Origin of the sequence: Lentzea sp. NPDC005914 (assembly GCF_040629405.1) — a bacterium.
Taxonomy (GTDB): domain Bacteria; phylum Actinomycetota; class Actinomycetes; order Mycobacteriales; family Pseudonocardiaceae; genus Lentzea.
Genome location: NZ_JBEXVQ010000005.1, coordinates 323,642 through 342,448 on the forward strand (window position 1 = coordinate 323,642; position 18,807 = coordinate 342,448).

Here is an 18,807-nt window from a genome sequence, read left to right on the forward strand (position 1 = left end):
GTGGGGCACCCGTTGCTCGTCGCGTCGGCCGAACTCGCTGACGGTGAAGGGTTCCTGTTCACCAGCAGGCTGGCCGTGCGGACGCATCCGTGGATTCGCAACCACACGATCATGGGACGCGTGATGGTGCCGGGCGCGGCGCTCGTCGAGCTCGCGATGCGGGCCGGGGACGAGGTCGGGCTGGACCGGCTGGAAGAGCTGACGTTGTCGGCGCCCGTGGTGCTGCCGGAGCACGGTGGCCTGGCGCTGCAGATGAAGGTGTCCGCGGGAGACGAGCGCCGGACGTTCACGATTCACGCGCGGCCGGACGAAGTCGTTGACTCGCAGTGGACTCAGGTCGTCAGCGGTGTGCTGGCCAAGGGTGAGCAGCGGGTCGAGTTCGACGCGTCGGTCTGGCCGCCCCGGGCTGAGGTCGTTGACGTCGAGGGCTGCTACGAGAAGTTCGCCGAGGCCGGGTTCGCCTATGACGGCATGTTCCGCGGGCTGCGGGCGGCGTGGCGCGACGGTGACACGACGTACGCCGAGGTCGCGCTGCCGGATGACGTGAGTGTCAGGCCGTTCGGGTTGCACCCGGCGCTGCTGGACGCCGCTCTGCACGCCTCGCTGCTGGACGAGAGCGGGGCGGCCGGGCTGCCGTTCGCCTGGGAGAACGTGTCGCTGCACGCGACCGGCGCGACGGCGTTGCGGGTCAAGATAACGCGGGACGACAACGGGCTGCGGATCGCGCTCGCCGACCCCGCCGGCAACCCGGTGGCGTCCGTCGAGTCGCTGGTGATGCGGGCGGTCGCCGCGGAGGAGCCTGCTGAGCTGGACGCGTTGTTCTCCGTGCAGTGGACGCCGGTCGCGGTGCCGCCGGCCGAGGCGGGCAAGACGGTCAGCGTGCTCGGGCCGGACGTGCTCGGGCTGTCGGTAGGACGGGTCGAGGGCCTGCTTTCGTTGACTGACACGGATGTTGTGCTCGTGCCGGTCGCGGGGGAGCAGAACGCCGAGTCGGTCCGCGCGGTGACGCACCGGGCGTTGGAGCTGGTGCAGGAGTGGATCCGGGAGGACCGCGACGGGCGGCTCGTGTTCGTCACGCGCGGTGCGGTCGAGGGTGACGACCTGGCCGGTGCGGCGGTGTGGGGGTTGCTGCGGACGGCGCAGACCGAGCACCCAGACCGGTTCGGGCTGATCGACCTGGACGCCGAGGAATCGTCGCTGGCGACGTTGCTCGGGGTGCTGGACCTCGACGAACCGCAACTGGTGATCCGTGACGGTGAGGCTCGCGCGGCGCGGCTCGGCCGGGTCGCGGGTGGAGACGGGGCCGTGTGGGAGAGCCCGGTGCTGATCACCGGTGGTACCGGTGGGCTGGGCAGGATCGTGGCGCGGCACCTGGTGGAGAACCACGGGGTCACCGAGCTGGTTCTGGTCAGCCGCAGCGGTCAGGGTGACGTCGAAGAGCTGGAGTCGTTGGGAGCGAAGGTTTCCGTAGTCGCCTGCGATGTCGCTGATCGGGCCGCGCTGTGGGAGTTGTTGAAGCAGCACAAGGTTCGGGGTGTCGTGCACGCGGCCGGTGTGCTCGACGACGGTGTGATCGAGTCGCTGACGCCGGAGCGGGTCGACGCGGTGTTGCGGGCCAAGGTCGACGCAGCGCTGAACCTGCACGACCTCGCCACGGAGGCCACGCAGTTCGTGGTGTTCTCGTCGGCGGCCGGTGTGTTCGGCAACGCCGGGCAGGGCAACTACGCCGCAGGCAACGCGTTCCTCGACGCGCTGGCCTCGCATCGGCAGCTCAACGGGCTGCCGGGTGTGTCGCTCGCCTGGGGTGCTTGGGACACCGGCATGCTGTCGGCCGAGGACGCGGAACGGATGCGGCGCTCGGGGATGCCGGCGATCTCGCCGGAGCTGGGGCTGCGGTTGTTCGACGCGGCGGTGGCCGGTGCCGAAGCCGCCATCGTGCCGGTGCGGCTCGACCTCGCGGCGTTGAAGCAGAACGGTGATGTGAAGCCGTTGCTGCGCGGGCTGATCCGGGTGAAGGCGCGGCGGAAGGTCGCCGGGTCGGAGACGGCCTCGGGGCTGGTGCAGCGACTGTCCGTTCTGGACGAAGCCGGACGGCTGGACGCGTTGGTGGATCTGGTTCGCGGCGAGGTCGCGGCCGTGCTCGGGTACGACACGATCGCGGCGGTCGATCCGGCGCGGGCGTTCCAGGAGCTCGGGTTCGACTCGTTGACGGCGGTGGAGCTGCGCAACCGGCTCACGGCGGTCACCGGGCTGAAGTTGCCGGCGACCGTGGTGTTCGACTACCCGTCGTCCGCGCAGCTGGCCGGATATCTGAAGGACGAGCTGCTGGGTGCGATGTCGCCGGTGGAGTCGTTGCCCGCGCTGGTGTCCACTTCGGACGATCCGATCGTCATCGTGGGCATGGCCTGCCGTTACCCCGGCGGTGTCTCGTCGCCGGAGGACCTGTGGGAGCTGGTGGCTTCGGGGGTCGACGCGATCACGCCGTTCCCGACGAACCGCGGCTGGGACCTCGACACGTTGTTCCACCCGGACCCCGACAACCCCGGCACCTCCTACGTCCGGGCCGGTGGCTTCCTGCACGACGCAGACCTGTTCGACCCGGAGTTCTTCGGGATGTCGCCGCGCGAGGCGGTGGCCACGGACTCGCAGCAGCGGCTCATGCTGGAGACGGCGTGGGAGGCGCTGGAGCGAGCCGGGATCGCGCCGGCGTCGTTGCGGGGCAGCTCGACCGGTGTGTTCGCCGGTGTCATGTACAACGACTACACGCAGCTCATCGGCGGTGCGGACACCGAAGGCTTCGGGTCGACCGGCGCTTCGCCTTCGGTGATCTCGGGCCGGGTGTCCTACGCGCTCGGGCTCGAGGGGCCGTCGGTGTCGATCGACACCGCGTGTTCTTCGTCGTTGGTCGCGTTGCACTGGGCCATGCAGGCGCTTCGGGCCGGTGAGTGCTCGCTGGCGTTGGCCGGTGGTGTGACGGTGATGTCGACGCCTGGTTCGTTTGTCGGGTTCTCACGGCAGAGGGGTTTGTCGGAGGACGGACGGTGCAAGGCGTTCTCTGACTCGGCTGATGGTGTCGGTTGGTCTGAGGGTGTCGGTCTGCTCGTGTTGGAGCGTCAGTCCGATGCAGTGCGTCTTGGGCACACGGTGTTGGCGGTCGTGCGGGGTTCGGCGATCAACCAGGACGGTGCGTCCAACGGTCTGACGGCGCCTAACGGGCCGTCGCAGCAGCGCGTGATTCGTCAGGCGTTGGCGTCTGCTGGGTTGAGTGCTGCTGATGTGGATGCTGTCGAGGCGCACGGCACCGGTACTTCTTTGGGTGACCCGATTGAGGCTCAGGCGCTGATGGCGACCTACGGGCAGGATCGCTCCGTGCCGCTGCTGCTCGGTGGCATCAAGTCGAACATCGGTCACACGCAGGCTGCCGCTGGTGTCGCGGGGATCATCAAGATGGTACAGGCGATGCGGCACGGGGTGTTGCCGCGGACGCTGCACGCTGCCACGCCTTCCTCGCATGTGGACTGGAGCGAGGGTGCGGTCGAGCTGCTGCAGGAGAACACGGCGTGGCCTTCGGTGGGGCGTGCGCGGCGGGCGGCGGTGTCGTCGTTCGGCATCTCGGGCACGAATGCGCACGTGATCTTGGAGGCGGCGGGTGGTCCGGAATTGTCAGACCTGGCTGAGATGATTGGGATGGGGGGTGGATCCCCCCAGGGGGCCGGCCAATCGGGATCGATTCCGCAGGTTGGGGCCGGGTCGCAGATCGGCGCTGGGCAGCAGGTTGAAGCTGGGCAGCAGGCCGGGGCCGGGCAACAGGTTGCGGCTGGGCCAGAGGTTGAGGCCGGGTCGCAGGACGGGGCTGGGTCGGTCGCGGTGCCGGTGCCGTTGGTGGTGTCGGCGCGGTCCGAGGCGGCGCTGGACGGGCAGGTCGAGCGGATCACGCGGGTCGGCGGGGACGCGAAGGATGTCGCGTACTCGTTGTTGAGCGCTAGGACGTTGTTCGACCACCGGGCGGTGGTGCTGGACGGCGCGGTGGTGGCGCGAGGGTCGGTGAAGCGCCGGCCGGTGGCGTTCCTGTTCAGCGGGCAGGGGTCGCAGCGGATCGGGATGGGGCGTGAGCTGTACGAGGCGTTCCCGGTGTTTGCCGAGGCGTTCGACGGTGTCTTGCAGTTCCTGGACCCGGCGCTGCGTGAGGTCATGTGGGGCGAGGACCAGGAGGCGTTGAACCAGACCGGGTATGCGCAGCCGGCGCTCTTCGTCGTCGAGGTGGCGCTGTACCGGCTCCTGGAGTCGTTCGGGGTCAGGCCGGATCACGTTGCCGGGCATTCGATCGGTGAGGTGGCGGCGGCGCATGTTGCCGGGACGCTGACGATCGAGGACGCGTGCCAGCTGATCACGGCTCGGGCCGCGTTGATGCAGATGCTTCCGGCTGGCGGGGCGATGGTGTCGGTCATCGCCTCGGAGGAGGAGGTGACGCCCTACCTGACGGGCAACGTGTCGATCGCGGCGATCAACGGGCCGCGGACCGTGGTGCTGGCGGGTGAGGAGGACGAGGTCCTCAAGATCGCCAAGCAGTGGAAGTACAAGCAGCTCAAGGTCAGTCACGCGTTCCACTCGCCGTTGATGGAGCCGATGCTGGAGGACTTCCGGGAGGCGATCAGCGAGATCGCCTTCAGTGCGCCACACATCCCGTTCCAGGCGAGCGGGGACGTCACTACGGTCGGCTACTGGGTGAACCACGTCAGGGACGCGGTGCGGTTCCACGACAACGTGACCGCGCTCGGAGACATGACGTTCATCGAGATCGGGCCCGACGCGGCCCTCGCGCCGTTGGTGGACGGGGCGATTCCGGTCAGCGGGCGCGGCCACGGCGAGGTCACGCAGGTGCTGACCGCGTTGGGGCAGGCGCACACCGAGGGTGTCGGCGTCGACTGGAGCCAGCTGCTCGAAGGGGCCAGGAAGGTCGACCTGCCCACCTACGCGTTCCGGCGGCAGTCGTACTGGCCGAAGGTCGTGGAGAGCGCGGGCGACGTGAAGTCGGCCGGGCTCACCGGGGTCGGGCACCCGTTGCTCGGGGCGGCGGTGCAGCTGGCCGGGCAGGACGGGCACCTGTTCACCAGCCGGATCGCGCTCAGGACGCACGGGTGGCTCGCGGACCACGTGATCATGGGACGGGCGCTGGTGCCGGGTGCGGCGCTGGTCGAGGTCGCCTTGAAGGCGGCGGAGGAGCTCGGGCTCGACACGCTGGAGGAGCTGACGATCGCGGCACCGCTCATGCTGCCGGAGCAGGGCGGGGTGCAGCTGCAGGTCGCGATCAGCGCCGAGGAGAACGAGAAGCGCGCCGTCACGATCTACAGCAGGCCCGAGGACACGGATCTGCCGTGGACCGAGAACGCCGGCGGTGTGCTCAGCAGCAGCGACAACACCGGAGAGAGGCTCGACACCTGGCCGGTCGGAGAACCGATCGACCTCGACCACGTCTACGACAAGTTCGCGGAGATCGGGTTCGCCTACGGGGACACGTTCCAGGGGCTGCGACACGCCTGGCGGCACGAAGGCGCGGTGTACGCGGAAGTCGCGCTGCCGGACGGGATCGAGCCCGGAGCGTTCGGGATTCACCCGGCGTTGCTCGACGCCACGCTGCACACCGCGCTGCTGGCCGAGGGCGACGGGGGAGCGGGGCTGCCGTTCAGCTGGGAGGGCGTGAAGATCCACGCCACCGGGGCGGCCGCGGTCAGGGTGCGGATGACGCGGGACGAGAGCGGGGCGATGCACATCGTCATCGCGGACCCGCAGGGCAACCCGGTCGCCGAGGTCGAGTCGCTCGTGATCCGGGCGGTCAGCGCCGGGCAGCTCACCGAGAACACCACGCGCGACGCGCTGTTCAGGCTCGACTGGACGCCGATCAACGCCACGGAACCGATCGAGGCGACGGTGGCGATCGCGGGCGAGGACCACTTCGCACTGGTCGACCACTTCGTCGCCGGACGCGTCTACGACAACATCGAGACGGCCGACGCCGAGGTCGTGGTGACCGAGATCGTCGCCTACTCGGACGACGTCGTGGACTCCACCCACGCCGCCGTGTCCGACGCGCTGATCAACGTCCAGGAGTGGATCACCAGCCTCCGCCCGGGACGCCTCTGGTTCGTCACGAAGAACGCCGTCGCGGCGACCCCGCAGGACGTTCCGGACCCGGTCGCGGCCGCGATCTGGGGCCTGGTCAGGGTCGCGCAGTCCGAGCACCCCGGCAGCTTCGGGTTGCTCGACATCGACGACCGGCGCTCGAGCCTCGCGGTGCTCCGCCAGGCGCTCAACGCCGACGAACCGCAGATCGTGCTCAGGGACGGCGAGATCCTCGGCGGCCGGCTCACCAGGGCCGAACGCGAGGAGAGCGCCGTCGAGCACGGCAAGGTCCTGATCACCGGCGGCACGGGCGGTCTCGGGCGGATCATCGCCCAGCACCTCGTCGAGAACCACGGGGTCGAAGAGCTCGTCCTGGCGAGCCGCAGCGGGCAGGCCGACGTCAGCGACCTGCGGGCGAACGTCACGGTGGTGGCGTGCGACGTCAGCGACAAGGCAGAGCTCGCCGAACTGCTGAGCACCCACAACCCGGCGACGATCATCCACGCGGCGGGCGTGCTGGACGACGGCACCATCGAGTCGCTGACGCTGGACCGCGTCGACCCGGTGCTCCAGCCGAAGGTCGACGCCGCCTGGTACCTGCACGAGCTGGCACCGGAGGCGAACCTCATCCTGTTCAGCAGCGTCGCCGGCACGTTCGGCAACGCGGGCCAGGCCAACTACGCGGCGGGCAACGCGTTCCTCGACGCACTGGCCGCGAACCGCAAGGCGCACGAGCAGAAGGCGACGAGCATGGCCTGGGGTGCCTGGGACACCGGCATGCTCAGTGCCCAGGACGCGGAACGCATGGCCCGCACCGGCATGCCCGCGATCACGCGGGAACTCGGCGTCACCCTCTTCGACGAGGCGCTCCAGACAGGCCTGGCGGCACCGATCCCGGTCAAGCTGGACTTCGCGGTCCTGCGCAACCACGAGGTCGCACCGCTGCTGCGTGGCCTCGTGCGCACCAAGTCGAAGAAAGCCGTGGCAGGCCAGGAAACCGCCGACTCACTGGTCAAGCGACTCACCGGCCTCACCGACCAGGGACGCACGGACGCGCTGCTCGACCTCGTGCGCGGCCAGGTCTCCGAGGTGCTCGGCCACGCGGAGGGCGAGGTCATCGAGGAGGACCGGCAGTTCCAGGACCTCGGCTTCGACTCGCTCACCGCGGTCGAGCTGCGCAACAGGCTCGGCCAGGCGAGCGGGCTGCGGCTGCCGGCCACGCTGGTCTTCGACTACCCGACGCCCGCGGACCTGGTGGCACACCTCAAGTCCGAACTGCTGGCCGACGCGCCGGCGGCCGGGCTGCCGAGCGTGCTCGCCGACCTCGACGCGTTCGAGAAGGCGCTCGCCGAAGCCAGCGTGGACGAGGCGCTGCACAAGCAGATCGCGGGCAGGCTCGACGTCCTGCGCACGAAGTGGGCCAAGAACACCAGTCAGGAGAAGGACTTCGAGTCGGCTTCGGACGACGAGATGTTCGCGATGCTCGACGAAGAACTCGGTCTCTGAGAAGGAGTCGGCTATGCCACTGGTGATCGGCGTGGTGGGGCTCGGCGGCCTCGGCGAGGGCCTCACCAAGGTCCTGCTCGCCAACGGGGCCGAGGTGATCGGCGTGGACAGCGATCTCGACGTGCTGGCCCGCGTGCACCGCAGGCTGAGCGGCCCGCAGCTGACCCTCGCGACGGAGATGATCGACCTCAAACGCGCCGACCTCGTCATCGAGGCACTGCCGGAGGACTTCCACACCAAGGAGACCGTGCTGCAACGGCTCGCCGAGCAGTGCGCGCCGGGCACGGTCTTCCTCACCACCACACCGACGCTCTCGGTGGCGAAGCTGGCGATCGCGTCCGGTGCGCCGGACCGCGTCGTCGGACTGCGCTACTCCATCCCTCCGCCGTACGGACATCACGCCAGCCTCATCGGCACGTCCATGGCCTCACCCGAGGCGCTCCACCTGGCACGCAAGGCAGTCCGGCTGGCCGGCACCGAGATCGTCGGCGTCGGTGGCCGGGCCGCCGAGGCCGCCACCGCGCTGCTCTACGCGTGCATGAACCGCACGATGAACCTCGCCGACGCCGGCTACGCGACCGTCGAGGACCTCGACACCGCCCTGAAACTGGGCTGCGGCCTCAAGTTCGGGCCACTGCACCTGCTCGACCTCATCGGCCTCGACACGGTCAGAAGCGACCTGAGGCGACTGCATGAGATCACCGGATCCGACTCCTACATCCCCTCACCGCTGCTGGACCGCATGGTCCGCGAAGGACTTCTCGGCCGCAAGACGGGCAGGGGCTTCCACCGCTACGACGACCGCGGCGAGATCATCCCGCCACCGCGCAACCGCATCACCGACGGGCACCCGCGCGAGCTGCGCAGCGCCGGTGTCGTCGGCGCTGGGCTGATGGGACGCGGTATCGCCGAGATCCTGATCGTGGCGGGCATCCCGACCACGCTCGTCGCCCGCACCGAGGAGAAGGCCGAGGCCGCTTACGACCGGATCTGCTCGTCTCTCACCAGACTCGTCCAGAAAGGACGGATGTCCGAGCAGGACCGTCAGGACGTCCTCGCACGGCTCACCGTCGGCACGAGCTACGAGTCCCTGCGCGACGCCGACATAGTCATCGAGGCCGTCGCCGAGGACATGGCCGTCAAACGCGCTGTGCTGCAAGGCATCGACGCCGTCCTCAAACCCGGCGCCATCATCGCCACCACCACGTCGAGCCTCTCCGTCACCGACTGCGCGACCGCCACGAGCCGCCCCGCCGACGTCATCGGGCTGCACTTCTTCAACCCCGCGCCGGTCATGAAGCTCGTCGAGATCGTCCGCACCGAACACACCGCCGACGACGTGCACATCACCGCCCACGCGTTGGTGAAGTGGCTGCGCAAGACCGCCGTCGACTGCGCGGACCGCGTCGGGTTCATCGTGAACTACGTGCTGTTCCCCTATCTGAACGACGCCATCGGCATGCTCGACCGCACCGACGTCACGGTCGAGGAGATCGACACCGCGATCGTGACGGCGTTCCACCACCCGATGGGTCCCTTCACGCTCCTCGACACCATTGGCCTGGACGTGTCGCTGGCCATTCTCGAGACCCTCTGCGCCGCTTCGAGGACAGGTGAGCCCGCTCCCGCCGAGGAACTGCGCCGGCTCGTCGCCGCCGGGCACCTCGGGAGGAAAACGGGAAGCGGATTCCGGCTGGTGAACAAAGGACAGTGAGGGATTCCCGAGCATTAATTGCCGTAGAACTCCCTTCAGGCAGCTCGCCGTTCGCAGAGAGGTGGTCATCACAGATGGCCGAGGAGGTCGGTACGGGACGGCGGCACGTCGCGATCTTCGCCAATCCCGTGCGGGGACAGGCGCTGCCCGCGCTCGCGGTGATCGAGGAGTTGGTGCGGCGCGGCTACCGCGTCACCTACGCGACCTCGTCGGAGGTCGCCGCCCGGCTCGCGCTCAGCGAGGCGACCGAGGGCAAGTGGGACGTCGTGGGCTTCCTCGACGACAGCGTGTCGCCGATCTCGCTGGCACGCGGGTACTTCGCCGACGACCTGCCGGACCTCGTCGTCTACGACGGCACCGCGGTCGAGGTCGCCAGGGCGGCCGCCGACACGTGGGACGGGCTGCCCGATCCCGACTTCGTGGACGCCGCGTTCGGTGAGTTCCTCACCCGGTTCGGGCTCGCGTTCCTGCCGGAGAAACCCAGCCTCTACCGGGTCGTGCCCGGCCGGGTCGTGGCGTATTAGTTCACTGGCTGGAACCGCGGGAGATTCGCCGCCCGCACATTGCGGAATCAGCCTGTCAGACTTTGACACTTGCCGCGCGGAGTTTGCGATCCGGTCACCTGGGGCATTTATCCTCAGGCGCCGGACATCTCTTCTAGCCTGAGGCGGTAGGTGGTGGACAACCAGTCGTGCCCCGTCACTGAGCTGTTCGGTCGTGAGAGCGCGCTCACCACGGTGGCGCACCACACGACCGCGGCCCGTCGCGGCGCGGGCGGGCAGGCCGTGCTCGTGCGCGGTGCCCGGGGTTCCGGCAAGTCCGCCGTGCTGCGTCTGGCCGCCGAGACCGAGTCCCGTGCCGGGACGGCCGTGCTGTCGTCGGTCGGCAGGGGCGAGCGCCTGCCGCTCGCCGTCGCCAGAAGACTCCTCGCCCAGACAGGTGTGATCGTTCCGGAACTGCGCGACCCGGCAGCCGCCGACCTCTACCGCGTATACCGGGGTATGTGGCGCGATGTCGTGACGCTGTCCCAGCGATCGCCCGTCTGCCTGGTGCTCGACGACCTCGACGCGTGTGACGGCGCGACGGTCCGCTGGATCGATTTCGTCCTGCGCAGACTGGGCGAGGAGCCGGTCAGCCTAGTGCTGTCCCACCACGCGCCGCTGGACGTCGAGCTGGCCCGCGCGCACGTCGTCGAGCTGCAGCCGCTGACCTCGCCGCAGGTGGCGGACATGATCTCCACGACCCTGCACTTCCCGCCGGACGCCGTGTTCACGAGCCTGTGCCTGAGGCTGTCCGGTGGCATTCCGAGGCACCTGACGACCGTACTGGCGGACATCCGGGCGGCCAAGGCGTTGAGGCAGGAGTCCGTCGAGCTGGTCGCCGCGCGACGGTTGCGCGACCAGCCCGAACACCTGCGCGCGATCGCGACCGCGCTGGTGGTCGTGGACCGGGAGGACCTGGTCGGGCCGCTCGCCGGAGTGTCCGCACGGATCGCCGAGAACGGGATTTCCGCACTGCGGAAGGAACATCTGCTCGGCGAAGGCCTTCCCGACCACGTCCGCGAGTGGTACCGCGCGGGTGTGCTGGAGGTGCTCGGCCCAGCCGAGGTCACCGATCTGCGGCACCGCGCGGCCGTCGTGCTGGACGAGTCCGGCCACGACGTGAGAGCGGTTGCAGACCAGCTCGTGCACCTGCCCGCCGTCGACACGCCGTGGATGTCGCAGGTGCTACAAGAGGCCGCGACGGCGGGAGGGCCGCAGGAGGCCGCGCGCTATCTCCGCAGACTCGTCGAGCTCGACCCGGACGACGTCGAGCTGCGGGTCCAGCTCGCGACCGAACTGTCCCGGCACGACCCGAACCAGGCCTGTGAGCACCTCGCGGCCGCGTTCCACCGCACCACCGACCCGGACCTGCGGGCCGCGCTGGCCGTGAAGCACGCGCTGACCGGGCGCACGCGCACCTTCCTCAGGCTTGCCAGAGATCCAGCACTGTCCGAGGACCTGTCCACGCTGCTCGACGCGGTGCAGCTGTCGATCGACCTCGACGACGTCCACGCGGTGGCGGGAGCCGTGGCCAAGGCGTTTCCGCCCAAGGCCGGAGACACCACGGCACAACGGTGTCTGCTCGGCGTCGTCGCGGAAGCCAGCATGCGCGGCGGCGGCAGCATCGAGACCGCGGTCGGGTATGCGCGGGCCGCGCTGGCCGATCCGGACGCGCTGACCGACTGGTCGATGCTCTCGGCCGCGTCCGTGCTGCGCGTCGCCGGGCACACCGAGGAAGCACTGGACGTGCTCGACCGGGCCGTCGAGGCCTTCTCCCGCAACGGCGACTCGCTCGCCCACTGCCGGTCGCTGGTGCAACGGGCGTTGGTGCACATGTCACTGGGCGATCTCCAACGGGCCACACAGGACACTTCGACAGCGGTCCAGGCGATGCGCGACGGCGGCTGGCAGCTGCCGCGAGCGGTGATCCTGCTGGCCTGGCTGTCGTTGCAGACCGGCAACACGCCGCTCGCCGCACAGCTGCTGGACGAAGTGGACGAGGACGCGATCCGGCACCTCACGCCGACCCACCGCGAGTATCTGCGCACGCGCGGGTGGCTGGCGTACGTGCGGGACGACATCCCGCTGGCCGCGGACTGGATGACGGCGTGCGCGACGGTGCTGACGGCCACGGGGCTGAGCGACCCCAGCGCGTTGCCGTCGTGGACCGACGTCATCCAGGTGCTGACCCTGGCCGGACGTGACGCCACCGCGGCGATGCGCGAGGTCGACCGGCTCGCCAAGGCCTGGCCGTCGCGTGAGTCGGCCGCGTTCTCCTTGCTGGCACGGGCTTACACCACCTCGGGACCGGCGGCGCTGGACATGGCGAAGGCAGCCTCCGACGCGTTCGCCGCCATTCCGTCGCTCATCCAGCAGGCACGCACGGAGCTGCTGCTCGGCCAACGATGGACGGGCGCGGGCCAAGCGCGAGAGGCGCGGACGCACCTGCGGACCGCCGTCGGGCTGGCGTTGCGGGCCCGGAGCCGGACGCTGGCGGACTCGGCCAGGACGATGCTGCTCGGCGTCGGCGGGCGGATGAGCGTCGCGTCCACAGCGGACGGTCTGGCCGTGCTGACCGCCAGCGAGCGCAAGGTGGTCGAGCTGGCCGCGGCGGGCGTGACCAACCGGGCGATCGCCGACCACCTGTTCGTGACGCTGCGGACGGTCGAGGTCCACCTGACGCGGGCGTACCGCAAGCTCGGCATCTCCAGCCGGACAGAGCTGGCGGACGTCCTGGCTTCGTGATGATCCTGCTCGAACGCACCGGCGAACTGCGGCGGCTCACCCGCGCACTGCAGCGTGCCCGCGACGGTCACGGTGACCAGATCGCCATCACCGGACCCCTCGGCTGCGGCAAGTCCGCGCTGCTGCAGGCACTCCACGAGCGGGCCGGCGGCGTACGGGTCCTCACCGCCACCTGTTCGCCGCTGGAACAGGACTTCGCGTTCGGCGTCGCCCGCCAGTTGCTCGAACCGGCGCTGGCCAGGGCCGGCGACCGCTGGCTCACCGGCACGGCGGGGCTCGCGAAGCCCGTCTTCGAGCTCGACGTGCAGCTCGACTCCGCGTTCGCCGTCGAGGAAGCGGCGGTCAGCGGCCTCACCGCGCTCACCCAGGTCATGAGCGCGGAGAAGCCCATCGTGTTGCTGATCGACGACCTGCAGTGGGCCGACGACCCGTCGTTGCGGTGGCTCGTCAAGCTTTCCGCAACGCTGAGAGACCACCCGATCCTGCTCGTCGCCGCGATCAGGGACGGCGAGCGCGGCCCGTGGCTGGAAGCGTTCCGGCGCACCGAGATCCGGCCGGAACCGTTGTCGGCCAAGGCGATCGCCGAGCTCGTCGAACGCCGCACCGGGCAGACCCCGGACGACGAGTTCGTCGCCGCCTGCCACGCCGTCACGGGCGGCAACCCGTTGTTCCTGCGCGCGGTGCTGCACCACGTCACCAGCCCGACCGCGGACCGGGTGCCGCACGTCCGGGAGCTGAGGCCCGCTCGTCTCAAGGAACGACTCGTGCGCGGCCTTGCGACACAACCGCAACACGCTCAGGACTTCGCCAAGGCCGTGGCCGTGCTGGGAGACGACGACCTCACCGGACAGCTTGCCGGGCTCACCGAGCAGCAAGCCCTGGAAGCGCAACGGATCCTCGACCACGCCGGGCTCGTCATCAGCAGACCGGCCGTGAGAGACGCGGTCGAGGAGTCGATGCCGGTCAGCGAACGCGAGGACTGGCAGGCACGTGCCGTGAAGCTGTTGCACGACAACGGCAGGCCCGCCGAACAGGTCGCGGCCCGGCTTCTCGCGGTCACGACGACACAAGGGCGGTGGGCGATCGAGACGCTCGGCGAAGCAGCCGGCACGGCGATGCGTCGCGGCGCGCCCGAAGTGGCGGCCCGCTACCTGCGCCGGGCGTTGCGAGACGTGCCGGGAGACTCGGAGCAACGCGCGCGGCTGCTCGTCGACCTCGCCACGGCGGAACGGTTCTTCGATCCGGCCGCCTCGATTCGCCACATCTCCTACGCCGTGCCGTTGTTCCGCGATGTCAGGGATCGGGCGGCTGCGCTCGTCCGGATCGCACCCACCGCGCTGGGCCAGGCGCCACGACCCGTGCGCGACCTCATCGACCAGGTCGCCGCAGACCTCGACCACCAGGAACTCGGCTACCGGCTCGAGGCACGGCAACGGTATGTGTGGCATGCCGATCCCGCGTTGCTCACCGACTCCGCTGAACGCCTCAAGCAGATCGACGGCAGCACACCCGGTCAACGCGAACTGCAGATCATCTTGCTCGACGCCGCCATGCTCACCGCCCGCATGCCCGCGCACGAGGTCGCCGACATCGCTCGGACCGTGCTGAAACAGGAAACACCGCACCCGCGGCACGTCCACTCCGCGATCCCGTTGCTCATCAGGGTTCTCGCCGCCGCGGACGCCGCCCACGAGGCCGTGCCGTGGCTGGAACAAGCCCTCGGCCGGGCCACGAACACCGTCGAGAAGGCGTTGACACTGGCTCAGCAGTCGTTCGTGCTGATGCACCAGGGCAAACCGGGGGACGCGCACCGGGCCGCCGAGTACGCCGTCGACCTCGCCGTGCTGGACTGGCGTGGAGACACGACGACAGCCGCCATCGGACTCACCGCCGTCGCCATGGAACTCCGCGACCCCAAGCTGATCGCCAAAATACTGAGCTCACGCCCCGATCGAGACGAACCCGCCGGGTGCGACGCGGTGTACCGGATGCTGCACGCGACGGGCGAAGCGCTGGCGGGGGAGCACGCCCAGGCGTTGGAGCGCTTCCAAGACTGCGGGCGGGTGCTGGACAGCGTCGGGTGGCGCAACCCCGTGCTGCTGCCCTGGTGCATCACGACAGCGAGGCTGCACGCTCAGCTCGGCGACCTCGAAGCCGCACGAGAAGCCGCCGCCGAGGCCTGGGACCGCGCGGTCGAGTGGGGCGCGCCGGTCGGCATCGGGCGCGCGCTGTACGTGCTGGGCCGCTACACACCCGGCGGCAAGGGGCTCGAGATGCTCCAGGAGGCCGTCCAGGTTCTGCACGCCAACCCGTTCGAACGGGCCAAGGCACTCCTTCAACTCGGCGCGCGCGAACGGGCCGATGGCGACCCGCAAGCGCAGCGCCACCTCGACGAGGCGCACCGGCTCGCGGTCCGATCAGGTGCCGGAAGACTGGGCGCGAGAATCGCGAGGGAACTCGACGGTAATTCTCCGGGCATTGCCGTGGCGTTGACCCGCAGCGAGTTCAAGGTCGCCGGACTCGCCGTCCAGGGTCTCACCAACGCCGAAATCGCGGAAGAACTCGCCGTGACCTCGCGCGCGATCGAGAAGCACCTCACGAACTCGTTCCGCAAGCTCGGCATCCGCAGGCGAACCGAACTCGCCAGCGCACTCGCGAGGGCCTGCCCGCCGTCCGCGTAACACCGGCGACACATCTACGAATTTCTTGTGCGCATTTCCCGCACAGTTGAGTCGCACCTCAGTTACCGCACGGTGGCGTCTCGATCGGCTGACAGGGCAACTCCGCAGCTCAGCGGGGTAGAGCGTCATCAGGTGAGACGGCACCGAAACGTCCTACCGAAATACTCGGACGCCTCCCCGAACCCCCGGCCCACCCCTACCACAACATTAGGGGCCACCCCTCACACCTCGTTGACCGCGTTCGGCGAATCTTCCTACGATTCATCGTGTCAAAGGCGGAATCTCAGGAATTGTTCTAGACCGCCCCGCGACCACCTCGAGTCTTCCAAGCGCAGTTGCGGAACGCCGAGTTCGACAAGATCGAGAGGGACACTCTCCGATGCACACTGTTGCCGCTGGTTCTTTGGTAAATGACCACACCACCGTCGTTCCGGACGCCGACGTGTTCCGCTCACTGCTGGAGCGCTCCGGTCTCTGCCTCGCGCGTCTCGACCTCCAGCTGCGCGTCGTCGAGGCCAACGACGACTTCGTGACCCAGTTCGGGCACTCCCGCGAGTCACTGCTCGGCCGCAGCTTCTACGAGCTGCTGCACCCCGGCGTGCACGGCCCGATGCGCAAGCAGTTCGACCGTCTCGTCGAGGGCCGCCGCCAGCGCTTCGTCGAGCACCTCGCCGGCATCGGCCCGCGCCACGCCGTCTTCACCGGCGACATCACCGGCATCGCCGTCCACGACGCGCACGGCGACCTGGTGCAGTTCGTCGTCGTCGTGAACCCGGAGAAGGGCGAGCAGCCCAACGCCGTCGTCGTCGACCGCAACCGCATCCTCACCGACCTCGACGCGCGCATCCTCGAGGGCATCGCGACCGGCGAGTCGACCGTGCGCCTGGCTTCGCGGCTGTTCCTGTCGCGTCAGGGCGTCGAGTACCACGTGGGCACGATGCTCAAGAAGCTCAAGGCCCCCAACCGCGCCGCGCTCGTCTCCCGCGCCTACAGCCTCGGCGTGCTCAGCGTCGCCAGCTGGCCGCCCCGGGTCTCGGCGGACTACATCAAGTAGAACGGGCCGGGGCCATGCAGTCCTCGATCGACACGGTGCTGGACCGGGCGGCGCACGCCGCCCGCGAGTGGGCCGCGACCAGCCCGGACGACCGCGCGGCGGCACTGGACGCCGTCGCGGGCGCGCTGGACCGGGAGACCGGTGAGCTGGTGGCATTGGCCGAGTGGGAGTGCAGGCTCCCCGGCGAAAGCCTGCGCGCGGAGGTGGGCCGCACCACGTTCCAGCTGCGCTCGTTCGCGCGGTACCTGCGCTCGGGTGCGGTCAACGGGGTCGTGATCGACCGCGAGGACCCCGCCTGGCCGCCCGGACCGCGACCGGATCTGCGCCGCATGCTGATCCCGCTCGGCCCGGTCGCCGTCTTCGGCTCCACGTCGTACCCGTTCGCGTTCTCCGTGGCGGGCAGTGACACGGCGTCCGCGCTGGCGGCCGGCTGCCCGGTCGTGGTGAAGGCGAGCCACAGCTACCCCGAGCTCGCCGACCGCACCGCCGAGATCGTCGAGGAAGTCCTGCCCAAGGGCGTGTTCGCGCTCGTCCACGGCCGGCGCCGCGCCCGTCAGCTCGTGCTCGACCCGCGGATCAAGGCCGTCGCGTTCATCGGCAGCTCCCGCGTGGGCCGCGAACTGCACCACCTCGCCGCCACCCGTCCCGAGCCGATCCCGTTCTACGGTGGCTTCGGCAGCGTGAACCCGGTGTTCGTGACGCCCGAAGCAGCGCGTGTCCGTGGCCGGGAGATCGCGCGCGGGTTCGCCTGGGCGTTGGCGCAGCAGAGCGGACAGCTCTGCACCAAGCCCGGACTCATCGTGGTACCAGAGGGTTTCGCCGGCGACGTCGCCGCCGAGGTGCGCGCGTTGCGGGCGGAACCGTTGTTCAACAAGCTCGTGGCCAAGCGCTACGAGACCGGCGTCGAGGCGCTGACCGCGTTCCTCGACGTGATGGTCGAGGGCGGTTCCGGAGCAGGTGGTCACGCACCGACGTTGTTGCGTACCACCGCCGCCGACCTGCTGGCGGGCCACGACGAGGCGCTGTCCGAGTGCTTCGGGCCGGTGTCCGTCGTGGCCACCTACCGCGACAGCCACGAACTGCTGGAGCTCGCCGCCGCGTTGCCGGGACAGCTCACCGCGACCGTGCAGGGTGAGGACGACGACGTCCTGCCCGAGCTGGTCGGCGAGCTGACCGGACGTGCCGGGCGCATCGTGTGGAACCAGTGGCCCAACGACATCGCGACCACCCCCGCCATGCACCACGGCGGACCCTGGCCCGCGACCACGTCCCCGTTCCACACCTCCGTCGGCGTGCGCGCCGTCGAGCGGTTCCAGCGTCCCGTGGTGTTCCAAGGGTTTCCCAGCCACTTCCTGCCGGAAGTGCTGGAGGACGAACGGTGAGGAAGGTCGGAGAATGCGCGCAGCGGTGGTCGCGGGACTCGGGTCATGGCTCCCGCCGCGAGTGGTCACCAACGACGAGCTGACAGCCAAGCTGGACACGACCGACGAGTGGATCCGGACGCGGATCGGGGTCGCCACGAGACATGTGGTCGAACCCGGCATGGCGACCTCGGACCTGTCGGTCGAGGCGGCTCGCCGGGCCCTGCGGTCGGCCGGCGTGCCGGGCGCGGGCGGGGTGATCCTCGCGACCACGACACCGGACAGGCCCTGCCCCGCGACGGCACCGGAGATCGCGTCGCGGCTCGGCCTCGTCGACGTCCCGGCGTTCGACATCGCGGCCGTGTGCACGGGGTTCGTGTACGGGCTGGGCGTCGGGGCCGGGCTGATCACGGCCGGGATCGTGGACAGCCTGATCATGATCGGCGGTGACGCCTACTCCACGATCCTCAACCCGCAGGACCGCACCACGTCCGTCATCTTCGGCGACGGCGCCGGGGCGGTGGTGCTGCGCGCCGGATCCCCTGACGAGCCAGGTGCTCTCGGGCCGTTCGACCTCGGCTCGGACGGCGAGCTGTCCGACCTCATCACGGTTCCCGCGGGTGGGTCACGGCAGCGGTCGTCGCGCGACATCGTGCCGCACGGCGACAAGTTCTTCCAGATGGAGGGGCGTGAGGTGTTCGCCAACGCGGTCGCCCGGATGTCCGCGGCCTCGCGCAACGCCATCAAACGGCAGGGCTGGGTCGCGTCCGATGTGGACAAGGTGATCGCGCACCAGGCCAACACGCGGATCCTGGACGCCGTGTCGGCCGAGCTCGACGTGCCGCGCGACAAGTTCGTCTCCAACATCACCGACGTCGGCAACACCTCGGCCGCCTCGATTCCGCTGGCCCTTGCACACGGTGTGCGGTCAGGGGAGTTGCAGCCGGGCCAGAAGGTGTTGCTCACCGCGTTCGGCGGTGGCCTGACGTGGGGTGCCACGACGTTGGTGTGGCCGGAGCTGAGTCTCTCGGAGTGAACGCCGAAACGGCCGGGGAGAACACCTCCCCGGCCGTTTCGCGAAGTG

At 69.8% G+C, this 18,807-nt stretch carries 8 protein-coding genes (1 of these 8 running past the window's edge); all 8 read left to right on the forward strand.

Annotation, left to right across the window (positions count from 1 at the left end):
- On the forward strand, positions 1–7,626 hold the end of the coding sequence (locus tag ABZ345_RS09675) for an SDR family NAD(P)-dependent oxidoreductase (protein WP_359844807.1). The gene continues 22,425 nt to the left of window position 1, outside the view; only the last 7,626 of its 30,051 coding nucleotides appear in the window; its start codon lies off the left edge, out of view; its stop codon occupies positions 7,624–7,626.
- 13 nt (positions 7,627–7,639) lie between these two features.
- Positions 7,640–9,340 carry a 3-hydroxyacyl-CoA dehydrogenase family protein gene (locus tag ABZ345_RS09680; RefSeq protein ID WP_359844809.1) on the forward strand — a complete coding sequence of 567 codons (1,701 nt, stop codon included), beginning with the start codon at positions 7,640–7,642 and terminating at the stop codon, positions 9,338–9,340.
- Between the two features lie 74 nt (positions 9,341–9,414).
- The gene (locus ABZ345_RS09685) at positions 9,415–9,864 is read left to right on the forward strand and encodes a hypothetical protein (RefSeq protein WP_359844811.1); all 450 of its coding nucleotides are present in this window, start codon (positions 9,415–9,417) and stop codon (positions 9,862–9,864) included.
- Positions 9,865–10,017: 153 nt separating this feature from the next.
- A complete protein-coding gene (locus ABZ345_RS09690; RefSeq protein ID WP_359844813.1) occupies positions 10,018–12,627 on the forward strand; it encodes a LuxR C-terminal-related transcriptional regulator in 2,610 nt (869 codons plus the stop codon).
- Positions 12,627–15,308, forward strand: coding sequence for an AAA family ATPase (locus tag ABZ345_RS09695; protein ID WP_359844863.1), 2,682 nt, complete (start codon positions 12,627–12,629; stop codon positions 15,306–15,308). Before ABZ345_RS09690 ends, ABZ345_RS09695 begins: the two co-directional genes overlap by 1 nt.
- A gap of 379 nt (positions 15,309–15,687) precedes the next feature.
- Positions 15,688–16,362 (forward strand): PAS domain-containing protein, encoded by a 675-nt coding sequence (locus ABZ345_RS09700; protein ID WP_359844815.1) that lies wholly within the window; start codon positions 15,688–15,690, stop codon positions 16,360–16,362.
- Positions 16,363–16,376: 14 nt separating this feature from the next.
- Complete coding sequence (locus ABZ345_RS09705; RefSeq protein ID WP_359844817.1) at positions 16,377–17,744, forward strand: aldehyde dehydrogenase family protein; 1,368 nt, start codon at positions 16,377–16,379, stop codon at positions 17,742–17,744.
- Positions 17,745–17,757: 13 nt separating this feature from the next.
- A complete protein-coding gene (locus ABZ345_RS09710) occupies positions 17,758–18,759 on the forward strand; it encodes a beta-ketoacyl-ACP synthase III (RefSeq protein WP_359844819.1) in 1,002 nt (333 codons plus the stop codon).
- Positions 18,760–18,807 lie beyond the last annotated feature (48 nt).

Coding starts and splice junctions, on each gene's coding strand:
- ABZ345_RS09685 (WP_359844811.1), top strand. CDS start 9,415: ATGGCCGAGGAGGTCGGTACGGGACGGCGGCACGTCGCGATCTTCGCC.
- ABZ345_RS09705 (WP_359844817.1), top strand. CDS start 16,377: ATGCAGTCCTCGATCGACACGGTGCTGGACCGGGCGGCGCACGCCGCC.
- ABZ345_RS09680 (WP_359844809.1), top strand. CDS start 7,640: ATGCCACTGGTGATCGGCGTGGTGGGGCTCGGCGGCCTCGGCGAGGGC.
- ABZ345_RS09700 (WP_359844815.1), top strand. CDS start 15,688: ATGCACACTGTTGCCGCTGGTTCTTTGGTAAATGACCACACCACCGTC.
- ABZ345_RS09695 (WP_359844863.1), top strand. CDS start 12,627: ATGATCCTGCTCGAACGCACCGGCGAACTGCGGCGGCTCACCCGCGCA.
- ABZ345_RS09710 (WP_359844819.1), top strand. CDS start 17,758: ATGCGCGCAGCGGTGGTCGCGGGACTCGGGTCATGGCTCCCGCCGCGA.